Origin of the sequence: Kribbella lupini (assembly GCF_039529595.1) — a bacterium.
Classification (GTDB): domain Bacteria; phylum Actinomycetota; class Actinomycetes; order Propionibacteriales; family Kribbellaceae; genus Kribbella; species Kribbella lupini.
This window is the reverse complement of sequence record NZ_BAAANC010000003.1, coordinates 686155-702762: the sequence shown is the minus strand read 5'-3', so window position 1 is coordinate 702762 and position 16608 is coordinate 686155. Positions and strand designations below refer to the sequence as shown.

General features: G+C 69.9%; 15 protein-coding genes. 12 read left to right on the top strand and 3 right to left on the bottom strand.

Annotated elements, in window-relative coordinates; genetic code table 11:
- Positions 1–70: 70 nt before the first annotated feature.
- A complete protein-coding gene (locus tag ABD235_RS29430) occupies positions 71–892 on the top strand; it encodes a carbohydrate ABC transporter permease (protein WP_425553208.1) in 822 nt (273 codons plus the stop codon).
- Positions 893–948: 56 nt separating this feature from the next.
- Here the strand turns inward: ABD235_RS29430 and ABD235_RS29425 are convergent, their stop codons facing one another.
- Positions 949–1368, bottom strand: coding sequence for a DUF1844 domain-containing protein (locus ABD235_RS29425; RefSeq protein ID WP_344180014.1), 420 nt, complete (start codon positions 1366–1368; stop codon positions 949–951).
- Between the two features lie 315 nt (positions 1369–1683).
- Between ABD235_RS29425 and infC the strand changes: the two genes are divergently transcribed.
- The 5 genes from infC to ABD235_RS29400 all read left to right on the top strand — a co-directional run bounded on the left by infC (position 1684) and on the right by ABD235_RS29400 (position 4885).
- The gene (gene infC, locus ABD235_RS29420; RefSeq protein ID WP_344180011.1) at positions 1684–2406 is read left to right on the top strand and encodes a translation initiation factor IF-3; all 723 of its coding nucleotides are present in this window, start codon (positions 1684–1686) and stop codon (positions 2404–2406) included.
- A gap of 72 nt (positions 2407–2478) precedes the next feature.
- Entirely contained in the window at positions 2479–2673 is a 195-nt protein-coding gene (gene rpmI, locus ABD235_RS29415) for a 50S ribosomal protein L35 (RefSeq protein ID WP_344180008.1), read from the top strand.
- A gap of 81 nt (positions 2674–2754) precedes the next feature.
- Positions 2755–3144: a 50S ribosomal protein L20 gene (gene rplT, locus ABD235_RS29410; protein ID WP_077015477.1), complete on the top strand. Its 390-nt coding sequence runs from the start codon at positions 2755–2757 to the stop codon at positions 3142–3144.
- A 23-nt stretch (positions 3145–3167) separates the two neighbouring features.
- The gene (locus ABD235_RS29405) at positions 3168–3980 is read left to right on the top strand and encodes a TrmH family RNA methyltransferase (RefSeq protein ID WP_344180004.1); all 813 of its coding nucleotides are present in this window, start codon (positions 3168–3170) and stop codon (positions 3978–3980) included.
- Complete coding sequence (locus ABD235_RS29400) at positions 3977–4885, top strand: CehA/McbA family metallohydrolase (protein WP_344180001.1); 909 nt, start codon at positions 3977–3979, stop codon at positions 4883–4885. Before ABD235_RS29405 ends, ABD235_RS29400 begins: the two co-directional genes overlap by 4 nt.
- Here the strand turns inward: ABD235_RS29400 and ABD235_RS29395 are convergent.
- A complete protein-coding gene (locus ABD235_RS29395; protein WP_344179998.1) occupies positions 4882–5583 on the bottom strand; it encodes a TetR/AcrR family transcriptional regulator C-terminal domain-containing protein in 702 nt (233 codons plus the stop codon). The two genes, ABD235_RS29400 and ABD235_RS29395, sit on opposite strands and share 4 nt — an antisense overlap.
- 55 nt (positions 5584–5638) lie before the next feature.
- Here ABD235_RS29395 and ABD235_RS29390 point away from each other — a divergent pair, with 55 nt between their 5' ends.
- Positions 5639–7189 (top strand): MFS transporter, encoded by a 1551-nt coding sequence (locus ABD235_RS29390; protein WP_344179995.1) that lies wholly within the window; start codon positions 5639–5641, stop codon positions 7187–7189.
- Here the strand turns inward: ABD235_RS29390 and ABD235_RS29385 are convergent.
- Positions 7097–7693 carry a vitamin K epoxide reductase family protein gene (locus tag ABD235_RS29385; RefSeq protein WP_344179993.1) on the bottom strand — a complete coding sequence of 199 codons (597 nt, stop codon included), beginning with the start codon at positions 7691–7693 and terminating at the stop codon, positions 7097–7099. The two genes, ABD235_RS29390 and ABD235_RS29385, sit on opposite strands and share 93 nt — an antisense overlap.
- Before the next feature lie 140 nt (positions 7694–7833).
- Here ABD235_RS29385 and pheS point away from each other — a divergent pair, with 140 nt between their 5' ends.
- The 5 genes from pheS (at position 7834) to ABD235_RS29360 (ending at position 16579) form a co-directional block, all read left to right on the top strand.
- Positions 7834–8943: a phenylalanine--tRNA ligase subunit alpha gene (gene pheS, locus ABD235_RS29380; protein WP_344179991.1), complete on the top strand. Its 1110-nt coding sequence runs from the start codon at positions 7834–7836 to the stop codon at positions 8941–8943.
- On the top strand, positions 8943–11468 hold the full coding sequence (gene pheT, locus ABD235_RS29375) for a phenylalanine--tRNA ligase subunit beta (RefSeq protein WP_344179988.1): 2526 nt from the start codon (positions 8943–8945) through the stop codon (positions 11466–11468). Before pheS ends, pheT begins: the two co-directional genes overlap by 1 nt.
- Positions 11469–11606: 138 nt before the next feature.
- A complete protein-coding gene (locus ABD235_RS29370) occupies positions 11607–13151 on the top strand; it encodes a gamma-glutamyltransferase (RefSeq protein WP_344179986.1) in 1545 nt (514 codons plus the stop codon).
- Between the two features lie 135 nt (positions 13152–13286).
- The gene (locus ABD235_RS29365; protein WP_344179983.1) at positions 13287–14267 is read left to right on the top strand and encodes a glycosyltransferase family 2 protein; all 981 of its coding nucleotides are present in this window, start codon (positions 13287–13289) and stop codon (positions 14265–14267) included.
- Positions 14264–16579: a hypothetical protein gene (locus ABD235_RS29360; RefSeq protein WP_344179980.1), complete on the top strand. Its 2316-nt coding sequence runs from the start codon at positions 14264–14266 to the stop codon at positions 16577–16579. Before ABD235_RS29365 ends, ABD235_RS29360 begins: the two co-directional genes overlap by 4 nt.
- The last annotated feature ends 29 nt before the right edge of the window (positions 16580–16608 follow it).

Sequence of the window (16608 nt, the reverse complement as noted above, 5' to 3'; positions counted from 1 at the left end):
GGTCGCCGTACCGGACGAACCCGGTACGCCGGTGCGCAAGCGCAAGCGCGGCACGTTCAGCTTCAACTCGATGTCGCCGACCGAGAAGGTGGTCCGCTACGTCCTGCTCGTGTTCGTGCTGCTGATCACGATCGGGCCGTTCCTGTGGCAGCTGTCCACGTCGCTGAAGGGCTCCGGCGAGGACATCTACACCCGGATCCCGCGGCTGCTGCCCGCCCAGCCGACGCTCGACCACTACGGCGCGGTGGCCGACACCATCCCGGTCTGGGACTACATGCGCAACTCGCTGCAGGTCGCCGTACTGGTTGTCGGTGGCAACATCATCGGGTCGTCACTGGCCGGCTTCGCGCTGTCGCGGCTGCAGTTCAAGGGCCGCAAGCTGGTGCTCGGGCTGTTCCTGGCGACGCTGGTGCTGCCGGGCGAGGTCACGATCATCTCGCAGTACGTGACGGTCCGGGAGTTCGGCCTGGCCAACACGCTGTTCGGCGTCGCCCTGCCCGGCATGATCGGCGCGCTGAACGTGCTGCTGATGTACAACGCGTTCCGCTCGCTCCCGATCGAGGTCGACCAGGCCGCGATCGTCGACGGCGCGAACGTCTGGCAGCGCTTCCGCTACATCGCGCTGCCGAGCGTGCGCGGCACGATCAGCGTGGTCGCGATCTTCGCGTTCATCGGCGCCTGGGACGACTTCCTCTGGCCGCTGATCGTGCTCACCGACCCCGACAAGTACACGCTGACCGTCGGCCTGCAGTACCTGTCCGGCACCTTCAGCAACAACCCCCGCCTGATCGCGGCCGGCACGATGATCGCCTTCATCCCGATCGTGATCGTCTTCGCCACCCTGCAGCGCTTCTTCTTCAAGGGCGTCGAGGAAGGCGCGGTCAAGGGCTAGTACGCCGTACGACAGCAGCCCCGGCCGATTTCGGCCGGGGCTGCTGCTCGTGGGGGTCAGCGGCGGCGGGAGGCCTTCGGGTGGACCTCGCCGGTGTACTTCTCGCCGGGGCCGGCGCCGGGCTCGTCGGGGATGGTGGAGGCTTCCTTGAAGGCGAGCTGGAGCGAGCGCAGGCCGTCGCGCAGGGGAGCGGCGTGGTGGTGGCCGAGGCTCGGGGCGGCAGCGTCGAGCAGGCCGGCCAGGGCGTCGATCAGCGAGCGGGCCTCGTCCAGGTCCTGGTGGTCGGGCAGGTCCTCGGCCAGGCCGAGGTTGACGGCGGCGGCGCTCATCAGGTGCAGGGCCGCGGTCGAGATGATCTCCACGCTCGGCACCTCGGCGATGTCGCGGGAGACGGTCGACATCGGGTCCACCCGCGACTCCTCGGCGGCGGGGGAGTCGGCGGGGGTGTCGGGTGAAGTGGAGATCGGGTCGGTCATGCTGTTACTCTTACATGGCGACCGACTCGGTCCGACGGTGACCCCTGAGCGGAATAGTTCAGGGCCGCCAGAGGTTCGAGTCTAAGCGGAGGGCCACCTCCCACCCAGTCGACGAAGAGTCGGCGGGTCCCGGTCACGCCGAGGTTCCCGGCTTCACCGCCGGAGCGACCGCGGCGATCGTACGGCGTACCACCCAGCGGTCAGGGGTTGGTGAGCCGTCGATCTGGGAATTGGGCCTTCGTGTGAACACGCGAGGGCCCTCGTTGTTTTCCCGGAGCGATCCGGGAGGCACGAACCCGGCCGGGTGTTCACGAGGTGGTACCAGTTTCGAACAACCCAGGAGGACCCATCACCATTGAACTGCGCGTCAACGAGCGCATCCGCGTTCCCGAGGTGCGTCTGGTCGGACCGAACGGTGAGCAGGTAGGCATCGTCCGGATCGAAGACGCTCTTCGGTTGGCACAGGAAGCCGATCTCGACCTGGTCGAGGTTGCGGCCACGGCACGCCCGCCGGTCTGCAAGCTGATGGATTTCGGCAAGTACAAGTACGAGACCGCGCAGAAGGCGCGCGAGTCCCGCCGGAACCAGACCAACACCGTCATCAAAGAGATGAAGCTGCGGCCGAAGATCGACCCGCACGACTACGAGACCAAGAAGGGTCACGTCGTCCGCTTCCTCCGTGCCGGTGACAAGGTGAAGATCACGATCATGTTCCGTGGTCGCGAGCAGTCCCGCCCCGAGCTGGGGTTCCGGCTGCTGCAGCGGCTGGCCGAAGACGTCACCGAGCTCGGCTTCGTCGAGTCCTCGCCGCGTCAGGACGGCCGCAACATGATCATGGTGCTCGGACCGCACAAGAAGAAGTCCGAGGCGCGCGTGGACGTGGAAGCCGAGAAGGCCAAGAAGCTGGCCGAGCACGAAGCCGAGCAAGAGGCCGAGCGCCTCGAGCGGGCTGCGCAGCTGCAGCAGTTCGAGGCCGAGAAGGCCGCCGGCGCCACCAAGAAGCCGAAGGGTCCGGCCGACAACCTCGACCCGGAGTGATCCGTCGCTCCGGCCGGTGAGGCCGGAGCCGGAGTCCGGTTCGAGTCAACGAAGAAACGAGAGAGCACAGCCATGCCGAAGATGAAGACCCACTCGGGGATGAAGAAGCGTGTCCGGGTCACGGGCTCGGGCAAGATCCGCCGCGAGCAGACCGGTGTCCGCCACCTCGCCGAGGCGAAGTCGTCCAAGCGCAAGCGTCGCCTGTCCGGCACCGTCGAGGTCGCACCGTCGTACGTCAAGAAGGCCAAGAAGCTCCTCGGCATCTGAGCTTCGCCCCTTTTCCCCGGACATCCCCGCCGGGTGGGTACCAGCCCGCCTTCGGCGCAGAAATACAAGGAGTAACACCTCATGGCACGCGTGAAGCGGGCAGTCAACGCCCACAAGAAGCGCCGGGTCGTACTCGAGCAGGCCAGCGGCTACCGCGGTCAGCGCTCGCGCCTGTACCGCAAGGCCAAGGAGCAGGTCACCCACTCGCTCGTCTACGCCTACCGTGACCGCAAGGCGCGCAAGGGCGACTTCCGCAAGCTGTGGATCCAGCGGATCAACGCGGCGACCCGCGCGGAGGGCCTGACCTACAACCGGTTCATCCAGGGCCTGCGGCTGGCCGAGGTCGAGGTCGACCGCAAGATCCTGGCCGACCTGGCCGTGAACGACGCTCCCGCGTTCTCCGCGCTCGTCGCGGTGGCGAAGGCCGCTCTGCCGGCCGACGTGAACGCCAAGAGCGACGCCGCCGCCTGACCGGCGACTTCGTAGCACCTCCAGTGGCGAGCCCGGGTCTGTTGACCGCGCAGTCTGTGCGGATCAAGCAGGCCCGCAGGCTCGCCACTCGTGCGTTCCGGCGCAAGTCCGGCCGCTTCCTGGTCGAAGGCCCCCAGGCCGTCCGGGAAGCGCTCGAGCACCGCGAACGCGTCATCGAGGTGTACGCCGAACCGGACGTCGCCACCCGGCACCGCGACCTGCGGGACCTGGCGACGGTCGCCGGCGTGCCCTGGTTCGAGGTGAACCGGGCCGCCGTCGAAGCGCTCAGCGAGACCGTCACGTCCCAGGGCGTGGTCGCGGTCTGCTCACTCGTCGACGTCTCGCTCGACGAGGCGGTACGGCGTACGGCGTCGCTGGTCGCCGTCGGCGTCCAGGTGCGCGACCCGGGCAACGTCGGCACCCTGATCCGGACCGCCGACGCGGCCGGAGCGGACGCCGTCGTGCTGTCCAGCGAGTCCGTCGACCCGCACAACCCGAAGGCCGTCCGGGCCAGTGTCGGCAGCCTGTTCCACCTGCCGATCTCGCTCGACGTCGACGTCCCCGCGGCCGCGAAAGCCTGGCGGGACCAGGGCATCCAGGTGCTCGCCGCCGACGGCTACGGCAGCTTCGACCTCGACGAGTGCATCGACGACGGCACCCTCGCCAAGCCGACCGTGTGGTTGTTCGGCAACGAGGCGCACGGCCTGCCCGACGGGTACGACGCAATCGTCGACCGCTCGGTAAAGGTGCCGATCTACGGCCGCGCCGAAAGCCTCAACCTGGCGACCGCCGCCGCCGTCTGCCTCTACGCCTCGGCCCGCGCCCAGCGCCGGTGAGCTCGTCGGCCTCGGGCCTTCCGTTCGACCGGCCCGGCCGGTTCTGGCGCGGGAACCTGCACACCCACTCCGACCGCTCCGACGGAGCGTTGTCGCCGCTCGAGACCGCGCGGGTCTACCGCGAGGCCGGCTACGACTTCGTGGCGATCACCGATCACTTCCGGCCCGAGTACGGCTTCCCCGTCACGGACACGCGGGACCTGCGGTCGGACACCTTCACCACCCTCATCGGCGCCGAGCTGCACGCACCGGTCACCGAAGCGGGACAGCAGTGGCACATCGTCGCCGTGGGCCTGCCGCTCGACTTCCAACCGCCGTCCGACGGCGAGACCGGCCCCGAGCTGGCCCGCCGGGCACGAGCCGCCGGGGCCTTCGTCGGCATGGCCCACCCGTCGGCGTCGTTGCTGACAGCCGCCGACGCGGAGAGCCTCGACGCGGCCCATGCGGTCGAGGTCTACAACGCCCTCGCCGACCGCGAGAACCGCGGCGACAGCTGGCACCTCACCGACGTACTGCTCAACCGTGGTCACCGGCTGACGACGTACGCCGCCGACGACGCGCACCTGCAACACCAGGACCCACCGCCGTGCCGGGCCTGGATCCACGTCCGCGCCGAATCGCTCGACCCGGCCGACCTGCTGACCGCGCTGATCGCCGGCCGGTACTACTCCAGCACCGGCCCCGAGCTGTACGACGTACGCCTCGAGGACGACCAGGTCGTGATCCGCTGCTCACCCGCAACGAAGATCCTCCTCAGCGGCGGCCGCCCCGGCGCGGAGGTCGTCGAAGGCACCGACCTGACCGAGGCCACCCTCCCACTCGCCTTGTTCCGCTCCACCCACTGCCGCGTCACCATCGAAGATGCCGCAGGCGGCCGCGCCTGGACCAACCCGATCCACCTCTAGGCGTTGAGTCGCCGCTCCAACCCGTCCAGCAGGGTGTCGAGGCCGTAGGAGAACGCCTCGTTCTGGAGCTGGTCCATGTCGGCGACGCGGCGGCGCTGGACCGACTCGTGCATCATCGGGTCCATGGCCGTGAGCTGGTCGACCTCGGCCAGGATCTCCTGGTTCCGCTCTTCGACCGTGCGGCCGGAGCGGCGGACGGTGGCTTGCCAGGCGGCCTGCGAGTTCGCGTTGCCGAACACGAACGACAGGACGGCGCCCATCGAGTAGTCGATGTCGCGGCCGGTGAAGCCGGCGGCGGTGAACAGCGCCAGGCCGCGCGAGCCCATCCGGACCGCGTTCGGGCCGATGCTCGGGCGGGTGTAGATGACCTCGGGCAGCCAGCCGTGCCGCAGTACGGCGGCGCGCAGGTTGTGCGCGAGCAGCAGCACCCCGGCCCGCCAGCCGGCCAGTTCGGCGTCGGGGACGTCGATCTCGCCGTACACCTCGTCGATGACCAGGTCGATCAGGTCGTCCTTGGTCTGCACGTGCCAGTACAGGCTGGTCGCGCCGGAATCCAGGCGGGCGGCGAGCTTGCGCATGCTCAGGCCGGCCAGGCCCTCGGTGTCGAGCAGATCCATGGTCACCTTGACGATCTGTTCGCGGCTGAGCGTCTCGCGCGCCGGAGCTGCGGTCCGCTGCCTGGTCCAGATCGATGCCATGGGTGTCATTCTAATCCGACTCGCACACTGTTCCAGTTCGTCGTACAGTGTGCGAGTGACTAGTACATCGTTCGAGTCGAGCCAGGCCGGGCACCCGCGGCGCTGGTGGATCCTGCTGATTCTGTGTCTGAGCGTGATGGTGCTGGTGGTCGACAACACCGTCCTCAACCTGGCCATCCCGTCGCTGATGCGCGACCTGTCCGCCACCCCGGCCGACGTGCAGTGGATCATCGACGCCTACATCCTGGCGTTCGCGGGCCTGCTGCTGACGGCCGGAAGCCTGTCCGACCGGTACGGCCGGCGGCGGATGCTCGTCGTCGGGCTGATCCTGTTCGGCCTGGCGTCACTGCTGGCGACCCTGGCGGCGAACCCGTGGCAGCTGATCGCCTGCCGCGGGCTGATGGGCGTCGGCGGCTCGCTGCTGATGCCGAGCACGCTGTCGTTGCTGTTCACCGTGTTCCCGCCGCAGGAGCAGCGCAAGGCCATGGCCGCCTGGTCCACCGTCGCGATGGTCGGTGTGGTCGCCGGTCCGACGGTTGGCGGCGTGCTGCTCGAGCACTTCTGGTGGGGCTCGATCTTCCTGATCAACGTGCCGATCGCGATCCTGGCGATCATCGGCACGATCGCGCTGATCCCCGAGTCAAAGGGCCCCGCGCGGGCTGTCGATCCGCTGGGCGCGCTGCTGTCGGTCGTCGGGATGTCCGCGGTGGTCTGGGCGATCATCTCGATCCCGGCGGACGGTTTCGGCTCCGGCCGGGTGCTCGGTGGACTGGCCGTCGGCGTGGCCGGACTGGTCGCCTTCGCTGTGTGGGAACGGCGGACGCCGCACCCGATGGTCCCGCTGCAGCTCTTCAAGGACCGCAACTTCAGCGGGACGAGCCTGTCGATCGTGCTGCTGTCGTTCACCGCGGGCGGACTCCTGCTCGCGCTGACGCAGTACCTGCAGTTCGTGCTGGCCTACAGCCCGCTCAAGGCCGGCCTCGCCCTGATCCCGTACGCCGTGTCCGCGATGCTCTTCAACGGCATCGGCGCGACGCTGGGCAAGAAGTTCGCCGACCGTACGCTGATCGCGACCGGCCTGGTCGTCATCGCCGCGGGCTTCGGGATCCTGACCCAGGTCACCATGGACACCGGGTACGGGCTGCTGATCGTCGGCCTGATGGTGATGGGAATCGGCGGCGGCCTGGCCGGCCCGGCGGCGTACACGCTGCTGATGCAGGCCGTTCCCGCCGAGCACCGCGGAGTCGGCTCGGCCATGAACGACACCGTTCAGCAGACCGGTGCCGCGCTGTCGGTCGCCGTACTGGGCAGTGTGCTGGCCGCGGCGTACTCGGCTGCTCTGCCTGACGCTGTGCCTGCTCGCGACTCCATCGCCGACACCTTGGCGCTGGGGCCGGAGTTCGTCCAGGTGGCCCGCGAGGCCTTCACCGACGCCATGTCGATCGCCATGACCGCGGGCCTGATCGGCGCGGCCGCGGGTGCGTTGGTCGCGCTGCTCGTCCTGCCGCGCAGGTCAGCCGTTGCCGAGCCAGAAGCGGGTCAGGATGATGCCGGTGACGAACAGGGCCCAGGCGCCGATCACGACCGCGTGGTAACCGCTGAGTGAGCGGACCCACCGGGTGTCGCGGAAGTTGTGGAGGGTGACGTACCAGAAGATCGGGATCGTCACCGCCCACACCACCATGCAGTACGGGCAGAGCGCGCCGATCGTGTAGATGCTCTGGTAGGCCAGCCAGTGGATCAGTACGGCGGCCGCGGTGGCGCCGACCTGCAGGCCGAGCCAGATCCAGCGCGGGAACCGTACGCCGCTGAGCAGCAGGACGCCGAGGGTGGTGACGATCGCGAAGCCGCCGATGCCGAGCAGCGAGTTCGGGAAGCCGAACAGGGAGGCCTGCGGCGTCACCATCACCGAGCCGCAGGACAGCACCGAGTTGATGCTGCAGCTCGGCGTGTAGTTCGGGTCGGTGAGCAGGTGGAACTTCTCCACGGTCAGCACGAACGCGGCCAGGAAGCCGATCGCGCCGCCGACGGCCAGCAGCCAGCGCAGGGCGACGGGTGGGCTGTCCTGGGCTGGTTCGGTGGCGGCGGTGGTGAGGTCGGCGCTGGTCATTCGGAACTGCTTTCGGCTCGGCTGTGATCGGCGGGTGACGCTCCGATTGTGCCCCCTGTGGACAACCGATTCACGCTCCGGCGCCGCGGGTTCCTAGACTGCCAGCAGCAGGTTAGGTATCAGCGACCCGAGAGTGAGCCATGTCCGGTCCCAACAAGAACTACGACCCCGTCGAGGTGACTCCGTTGCACGCCGACGAGGTCGAACGGACGCGGGACGAGGCCCTCGACGCCTTCCGGACCGCGGCCGACCTGGCGGCGCTGCAGGAGGCCAAGCTGGCCCACCTCGGTGAGCGGTCGCCGATCGCGCTGGCCAACCGCGAGATCGGCGCGCTGCCGCCGCAGGGCCGCAAGGAGGCCGGCCAGCGGATCGGCTCGGCCCGCAAGGCGATCAACGACGCGTACGCCGCCCGCCTGGCCGTGCTCGAGGCCGAGCACGAGGAGCGGATGCTCGCCACCGAGCAGGTCGACGTGACGCTGCCCTGGACCAGCCCGCAGCCCGGTGCGCGGCATCCGCTGTCGCTGATCTCCGAGCAGATCGCCGACGTCTTCACCGCGCTCGGCTGGGACGTCGCCGAAGGTCCCGAGGTCGAGGCCGAGTGGCTGAACTTCGACGCGCTGAACTTCCAGCCCGACCACCCGGCGCGGCAGATGCAGGACACCTTCTTCGTCGAGCCGGCCGGCTCCGGGACGGTTCTGCGCACCCACACCTCGCCGGTCCAGGCCCGCTCGATGCTGACCCGCAAGCCCCCGATCTACGTGATCTGCCCGGGCCGCGTGTTCCGCACCGACGAGCTCGACGCGACGCACACGCCGGTCTTCTACCAGGTCGAGGGCCTGGTCGTGGACGAGGGCATCACGCTCGCGCACCTCAAGGGCACCCTGGACCACTTCGTCGTGTCGATGTTCGGCGAGGGCCTGGAGGCGCGGCTGCGGCCGAACTTCTTCCCGTTCACCGAGCCGTCGGCCGAGGTCGACCTCAAGTGCTTCGTCTGCCGCGGCGCCTCCGTCGGCAACCCCGACCGTCCGTGCCGCACCTGCGGCAGCGAGGGCTGGATCGAGTGGGGCGGCTGCGGCGTCGTCAACCCGCGGGTCCTGCAGGCCTGCGGCATCGACCCCGAGCGGTATTCGGGGTTCGCGTTCGGGATGGGCCTGGAGCGGACGCTGATGTTCCGCAACGGGGTGGAGGACATGCGGGACATGGTCGAGGGTGACGTGCGGTTCAGCCGCCAGTTCGGGATGGAGATCTGATGCGGGTCCCACTGTCGTGGCTTCGTGAGTACGTCGAGCTGCCGGACGGCGTGACCGGCCGCGAGGTCGGCGAGAAGCTGATCCGCGCCGGGCTCGAGGTGGAGACCGTCGTCGAGTCCGACCTGACCGGCCCGCTGGTGGTCGGCAAGGTGCTGACCTACGAGCCGGAGCCGCAGAAGAACGGCAAGACCATCCGCTGGTGCTCGCTCGACATCGGCAAGGACGAGCCGCAGTGGGTCGTCTGCGGCGCGGACAACTTCGAGGTCGGTGACCTGGTCGTCGTCGTGCTGCCCGGTGCGGTGCTGCCCGGCGGGTTCGCGATCTCGGCCCGCAAGACCTACGGCCACGTCTCGGCCGGGATGATCTGCTCCAGCACCGAGCTCGGCCTCGGCGACGACGGCACGCACGGCATCGTCGTGCTGAAGCCGGGCGAGGCGACGCCGGGCGACGACGCGATCGAGCTGCTGTCGCTGCGCGACGACGTGCTGGACATCGCGGTCACGCCCGACCGTGGGTACTGCCTGTCGATCCGGGGTGTCGCTCGCGAGGCCGCGACGGCGTACGGGGTGCCGCTGAAGGACCCGGCCGGTCTTGCGTTGAACGGCTCGGGCGAGGGTGGCTACCCGGTGCGCGTCGACGACGCCGACGGGTGCAGCGTGTTCGTCACGCGCACGGTGACCGGGATCGACCCGTTGGCGGCGTCGCCGCGCTGGCTGCAGCAGCGGCTGGTCGCGTCGGGGATGCGGCCGATCTCGATCGGCGTCGACGTCACCAACTACGTGATGCTCGAGCTGGGCCAGCCGATCCACGGGTACGACAAGGACCGGCTGAGCGGCGACATCGTCGTCCGGCGGGCGACCGCCGGCGAGAAGCTGATGACGCTCGACGACCAGACCCGCGAGCTGGACCCCGAGGACCTGCTGATCACCGACGACTCCGGCCCGATCGGCATCGCCGGCGTGATGGGCGGCGCGTCGACCGAGATCTCCGAGTCCACGACGGACGTGGTGATCGAGGCCGCGCACTTCGATCCGATCGTGATCGCGCGCGCGTCGCGCCGCCACAAGTTGTCGTCGGAGGCGTCGCGCCGCTTCGAGCGCGAGGTCGACCCGGAGCTCCCGCGCTACGCCGCGCAGCGCGTCGCGGACCTGCTGGCCGAGCTGGCCGGTGGGACGATCCTGGCCGAAGAGACCGTGATCGACACCCACCCGGCGGCGCCGGCCGTGACGTTCCGGGCGGACCACGCGGCGCGGGTCGCGGGTGCTGAGATCAGCGTCGAGGAGAGCACTCGTCACCTGGAGTCGGTCGGGTGTGAGGTTGCTTCGGCTGCTGCGGACGCCGTACCTGCTGCTTTTGCTGTTGGTGCGAAGGATTCTGCTGCTGAGCTGGTCACGGTGACGCCGCCGTCGTGGCGGCCGGATCTGCGGGACCCCAACGACTTCGCCGAGGAAGTCATCCGGCTGTTCGGGTTCGACAACGTGCCTTCGGTGTTGCCTCCGGCCCCTGGTGGGCAGGGGCTGACGGTGTCGCAGCGCCGGCGTCGTCGGGTCGCGACCGCGCTGGTCGGTGCCGGGCTGACCGAGGTCGTGTCCTACCCGTTCGTGGGTGACGCCGACTTCGACGCGATGGGACTGCCCGCCGACGACGTCCGCCGTACGACGGTGAAGCTGGTCAACCCGTTGTCCGACGAGGAGCCGTCGATGCAGACGACCCTCCTGCCGACGCTGCTCCGGACCGCCGAGCGCAACGTCGGCCGCGGGTCGACCGATCTGGCGATCTTCCAAACCAGCCTGGTCTTCACCCCGCGCCCCGACGCCAAGCCGGCGCCGCTGCCGACCGTCGCGCAGCGTCCGACCGACGACGAGCTCAAGGCCCTCTACGACGCGCTCCCCGAGCAGCCGCTGCACATCGGCGTCGTGCTCACCGGTGCGCGGACTCCCACCGGCTGGTGGGGCAAGGGCCAGCAGGTCAGCTGGGCTGACGCCGTCCAGGTCGCCCGCGCGATCGCGACGGCGGTCGGCGTCGAGCCGACCCTCCGCAACGTCGAGCGCGCCCCGTGGCACCCGGGCCGCTGCGCCGAGCTGACCGTTGGCGACACCGTCATCGGGTACGCCGGGGAGCTGCACCCCAAGGTGTGCCAGGCGTTCGGGCTGCCGGCGCGTTCCAGCGCGGTCGAGCTGAACCTCGACGCCCTGATCGCGGCCGGGCCGGCCTCGGTCACCGCACACCCGTTCTCGTCGTACCCGGTGGCCAAGGAGGACGTGGCGCTGATCGTCGCGGCCGATGTACCGGCCGCCGACGTCGAGGCCGCGCTCACCGAGGGCGCCGGCGAACTGCTGGAGTCGATCCGGCTGTTCGACGTGTACACCGGCGAGCAGATCGGCGAAGGCAAGAAGTCGCTCGCCTTCGCCCTCCGCTTCCGCGCCCCCGACCGGACACTGAAGGAGAACGAGGTCGCCGACACCCGGCAGGCCGCCGTCCAGGTCGCCGTCGACCGTTTCAACGCGGTCCAGCGCGTCGGCTGACCTGATGCACACGATCGCAGCCGGGACCTTCACCAACAAAGCGGCACCTGGGACAGGAAACAGCATGTCCGAGGGCCCGGTTTGGTGTTCAAGGTCCCGCTGCGCGGGGTTGGATCTGGGCATCGGGTGGGCGGTCTGATGGCGGCGCATCCGCGGGTGGCTGTGGCTGCTCCGAACAGGGCTGCGGCTGAGGCCGGCGTGCGGCTGGCTGCTGAGGGTGGGAACGCCGTGGACGCGGCGATTGCGGCAACGCTGGTGACGATGGTGAACGAGATCGGCGTCGTCTCGCCGGCCTCGGGTGGGTTCGTCACGTTGCAGGTCGCCGGCGGCGAGCCGGTGACCATCGACGGCTGGGTGGAGATGCCGGGGCGCGGGCTGCCTGACGAGCGGTTCGGGCGCGGGATCTGGGACGTGACGACCGACTACGGCGGTGGTACGACGACGACCGTCGGCCACGGGTCGGTGGCCACGCCGGGCGGCATGAAGGCGCTCGACCTCGCCCACCGGCGATCCGGCAAGGCGCCGTGGAGTGAGGTCGTGAAGCCCGCGATCGAGGTCGCGCGGCAGGGGTTCACGTTGAGCCGCACGTCCGGGTACTACCTCGGCTACACCCACGACATCATCTTCGGCTGGCACCAGCCGAGCCATGGTGTCGTGCACGACGACGAGGGCGAGGTCATCAAGGCCGGCACCACGATCGTCATCCCCGAGCTCGCCGACGCCTTGCAGCTGATCGCCGAGGTCGGCGCCGAGACGATGTACACCGGCGAGCTGGCCCGCCTGCTCGTGCACGACATGGAGCACAACGACGGCATCCTCACCGCCGAGGACCTTGCGGCGTACGAGGCGATCGTCCGCCCGGCGCTGGTCGTCAAGCAGAACGGCTGGAGCCTCGCGACCAACCCACCGCCGGCGGTCGGCGGCGTCGCGGTCGCCGCGATGCTGGCGCTGCTCGACGGCGTACCGGCCCAGGGCGGCTGGAACCCGTCCGAGCTGGAACGTCTCGTCGAGGTCCAGCACGCGGTGTTCGGCCGCAGGCTGGCCGAGCTCGACGAGGAGGACGTCCGCCGTCTCGAAGGCCAGAAGCTGCTCGACCTCGCGTCGGCCGGTGATCTGCGCGCCCTGACCTCACCCAGTACGGCGACCGTCTCGGTCGTCGACGACGAGGGCGACGCCTGCGCGATCACGGTCTCGTCCGGCTACGGCTCCGGCGTGATGACGCCCGGCACCGGCATCTGGCTGAACAACGCGCTCGGCGAGCAGGAACTCCTGGCCGGCGGCCCGCACAGCCTGGCGCCCGGCACCCGTCTCACCTCGAACATGGCGCCCAGCGTCGCCCGCCGCGACAGCGACGGCGCGGTGCTCGCGATCAGCTCCCCGGGCTCGGACCGGATCCCGACCGCGATCGCCCAGACCTACGCGCTCTACACCCACGGCGGACTGTCGCTCCAGGAAGCGGTCGAGCACCCGCGGATGCACGTCCGGGTCCGCGCCGACGTCGTCGTCGACTACGAGGACGACCTCGAGGTCACCGGCGCGACGACCAACCTGCCGATCCGGCCGATGCCGCCGCACTCGATGTACTTCGGCGGTGTCGCCGCGGCGTTCTGGGACCCCGAGACCGGCCTGCAGGCCGTCGGCGATCCTCGCCGGACCGGCGCCGTCGCCGTGTCGGACTCGTGACGCTGCGCCAGGACACGCCGACGGGTGTCACGAATACTCTGCAAGTAGCTGCCAATTCAGCCACGGGCGCATCTTTTTCACCCTCTCCGGCGTTCTTACGTGATGTGGACAGAGAAACGGCTGGGGGTGGGCGCGGTGGGCGAGCAGGTTCCTGACCTCTCGGTCGTCGTGCCGATGTACGACGAGCAAGAGGTGCTGCCGATCTTCTTCGACCGGATGCGGCCGTTGCTGGACGGACTCGGCGTCAGCTACGAGCTGCTCGTCGTCGACGACGGCAGCCGGGACGCGACCGCGTCGATGCTGCTCGCCGCCGCGGCCGACTGGCCCCAGCTGCGGCTGGTCCGCCTGCTCCGCAACTCCGGGCACCAGGCCGCGATCTCGGCCGGCTTCCGCCGGGCCCGGGGCAACCATCTGGTCACCATCGACGCCGACCTTCAGGACCCGCCCGAGGTGATCGCCGAGTTCCTCGCGACCGCGCGCGACCAAGACGTCGACGTCGTGTACGGCGTCCGGTCCGACCGGTCCAGCGACAGCTGGGCGAAACGCACCACGGCCCGGATGTACTACCGCCTGATGTGCCGGCTGGTCGGCCGGGACATTCCTTTCGACGCCGCCGACTTCCGGCTGGTCTCGCGCCGGGTGGTGGACGCGGTGAACGCGCTGCCCGAGGACGGTCGCGTGTTCCGGCTGGTGATCCCGTGGCTCGGCTTCCCGAGCGCCGAGGTCAGGTACGTCCGGGCCGAGCGCGCCGCGGGCGTGACCAAGTACAACCTGCGCAAGATGCTCCGCCTCGCCTTCGACAGCGTCACGGCCTTCTCGGCCGCGCCCCTCCGACTGGCCACTTGGCTCGGCTTGTTCGGTGGGCTGCTGTCGGTCGCGTTCGTGATCGGCGCGCTGGTGATCAAGCTGACCGGCCAGAGCATCCCCGGCTGGACGTCGACCGTGCTGGCGGTCGCGGTGATCGGGGCGATCCAGTTGCTCTGTCTGGGCCTCCTGGGGGAGTACGTCGCCCGACTGTTCCAGTCGAGTCAGAAACGACCGCAGTTCCTGGTCGGCTACGACAGTCTCGACGACAGCGGCCACCAGGTCCTGGAGCGGGAAACCCTACGAACTTGACCCTCGTCGACCTTCCGCCCGCCGGTCTGACGAGACACCCCGCCCGACCGATGACCCGGCTGTTGCCGTGGTTGCTCCCACTGGCCGTCGCACTCGCCGGCCTGCTCTCCGTCGACGTACCGATCACAGCGATCCTCCGGTACGCCGTCTACTTCGCCGCAGGCGTTGCCCTGCCCGGTGTCCTCCTGCTGCGCGCACTCTGGCGCAGCACCGGCAACTGGGCCGAGGACCTGGGCCTGGGTGCCGTTGTCGGCTTCACCTACCAGCTGCTCGGCTGGGCCCTGTTCACCTTGGTCGGCTGGCAGCAGGCGCTCGTCGTCTGGCCGGCGCTGGTGCTCGCGCTGTTCGCCGCCGTACCGCAGCTGCGCCGGCACTGGCTGATCACTGACCCCAAGCCGCTGCCACTGGCCTGGACGTGGGGCCTGGCAGCAGCGGCGGCAGTCATGGTCGGCGGCGCGACCTTCGGCGTCTACGCCTACCACCCGATGCCACCGGCCGGTACGGCGTACTACCCGGACCTGCTGTTTCACCTGTCGATGGTGAACGAGCTGACCCGGTCCGTGCCGCCGCAGCTGCCGCAGGTCGCCGGGCTCGAGCTGGACTACCACTGGTTCGCCAACGCGGACATGGCCGGTGCGGTCGACATCACGCGGTTGTCGCCGATCCTCGTGCTCTACCGGCTCTGGCTGCTCCCGATGCTCGTGGTCGGCCTGCTGGTGTTCGCCACCTTCGCCCGCACGGTCAGCCGCGCGTGGTGGACCGGCGTACTGGTTGCCGTCGCTGTTGCCGCGCCGCAGCTCGCCCTGTTCATCGACAACGGCGTGGACCTGGCGCCGCCGTTCAGCCTGATCAGTCCGTCCCAGACGTTCGGCATGCTGGCCGGTACGGCGGCCGCGATCTTCGTGGTCGAGCTGCTGTTCCGCGGCCGGCAGCCGAAGGGCCTGTGGGTGCTCGCCCTGTCGGTCGCCGTCGTCGGTGGCGGGGCCAAGCCGACGATCCTGCCGATCCTGGTCGGTGCGGTCGGCCTGTCCGCGCTGTTCGTCCTGATCCGGGACCGCAAGCTGCCGGCTCGCTTCATCGCGGCTGGTGCGGTGCTGGTGGCTGCGGCGGTCGGCACGTTGCTGACCGTTGCCGGGAGCACCAGCGGCTCGGGGTTGCAGTTGCTGGCGATCGTCAAGCTCCAAGGCGGCTATCGGGCCGCGACCGGAGACGCGACGCCGGCTGGTGGTGGCGGGCTCCTCCTCCCGGCGCTCACGTCCGGCCGGTTCCTGTCGGTCGTCGGCGCGCTGGTCGTGTTCGCCCTGATGCTGGTCGCCCAGTCGGTAGCACTCGCCGGGTACGGCCTGCTCGGACGGCGTGAGGTCCGGCGGGACCCGCTCGGCTGGTTCCTGCTCGGCGGACTCGTTGCGGGTTGGGCCGGCTATCTCCTGGTCGATCACCCGTCGGCCAGCGAGTCGTACTTCGTCCGCAGCGTCGTACCGATCAGCCTGGCCGCGATCGGCTGGCTGGCGGCGCTCTGGTTCAAGGAACTGCAGGACCGGCGCCGCGCGGCGGTCGTCGTCGGCGTACTGGCCGCCGGACTCGGCCTCGTCTACGCGGCTGCGCTGACAGGAACCAAGGCGACGCCGAAGGGCGACCAGCTTGACCGCGTCGTACTGGTGGCTCGTCCGCTGGTCGCGGTGCTGGCAGTGACCGTTGTGCTCACGCTGCTCTGGCCGCTCGCGGCGAAGCGCTGGACCAAGCTGGCCGGCCTCGGCGGAGTCGTTGCGCTGGCAACGATCCTCGCCGTACCGGCCGCGGGTACGTTCGCGCTCGGCGTCCGGGCAACCACCAGCCGCCAGGCCAAGTCGTTCACGTCGCCGCACTGGCGAGTCCATCCGGACGAAGCGGCCGCGGCGCTCTGGCTGGCGCACAACGCTCGCCCGGACGACGTTGTCGCGAGCAACACGTGGTGCAGACCGGCCGGCCCGCAACGGCCCGGCTGCGACGCCCGCGGGTACATCGTCAGCGGCATCGCCGGTCGCCGTACGCTGATCGAAGGCTGGGCCTACACCCAGCAGGCGATGAGCAGGCAGGGCGTCAACGGCAAGCGCTACACCAACCAGCCGTCGCCCTGGCCCGACCGCGTCCAGCTCACCGATCAGGCGCTCGACGCACCGACGCCCGAGGTCCTGCGCCGCCTGCGCGACCAGTACTCCGTGCGCTGGCTGTACGCCGATCTGTACGACGGCCCGGTCTCGCCACGGCTCGCCCGGCTCGCCCACCTCAGACATCGCGAGCAGCACGTCCAGATCTACGAACTGACCCGGTGATTCCCGCGTAACATCTACTCCGCGTGGAG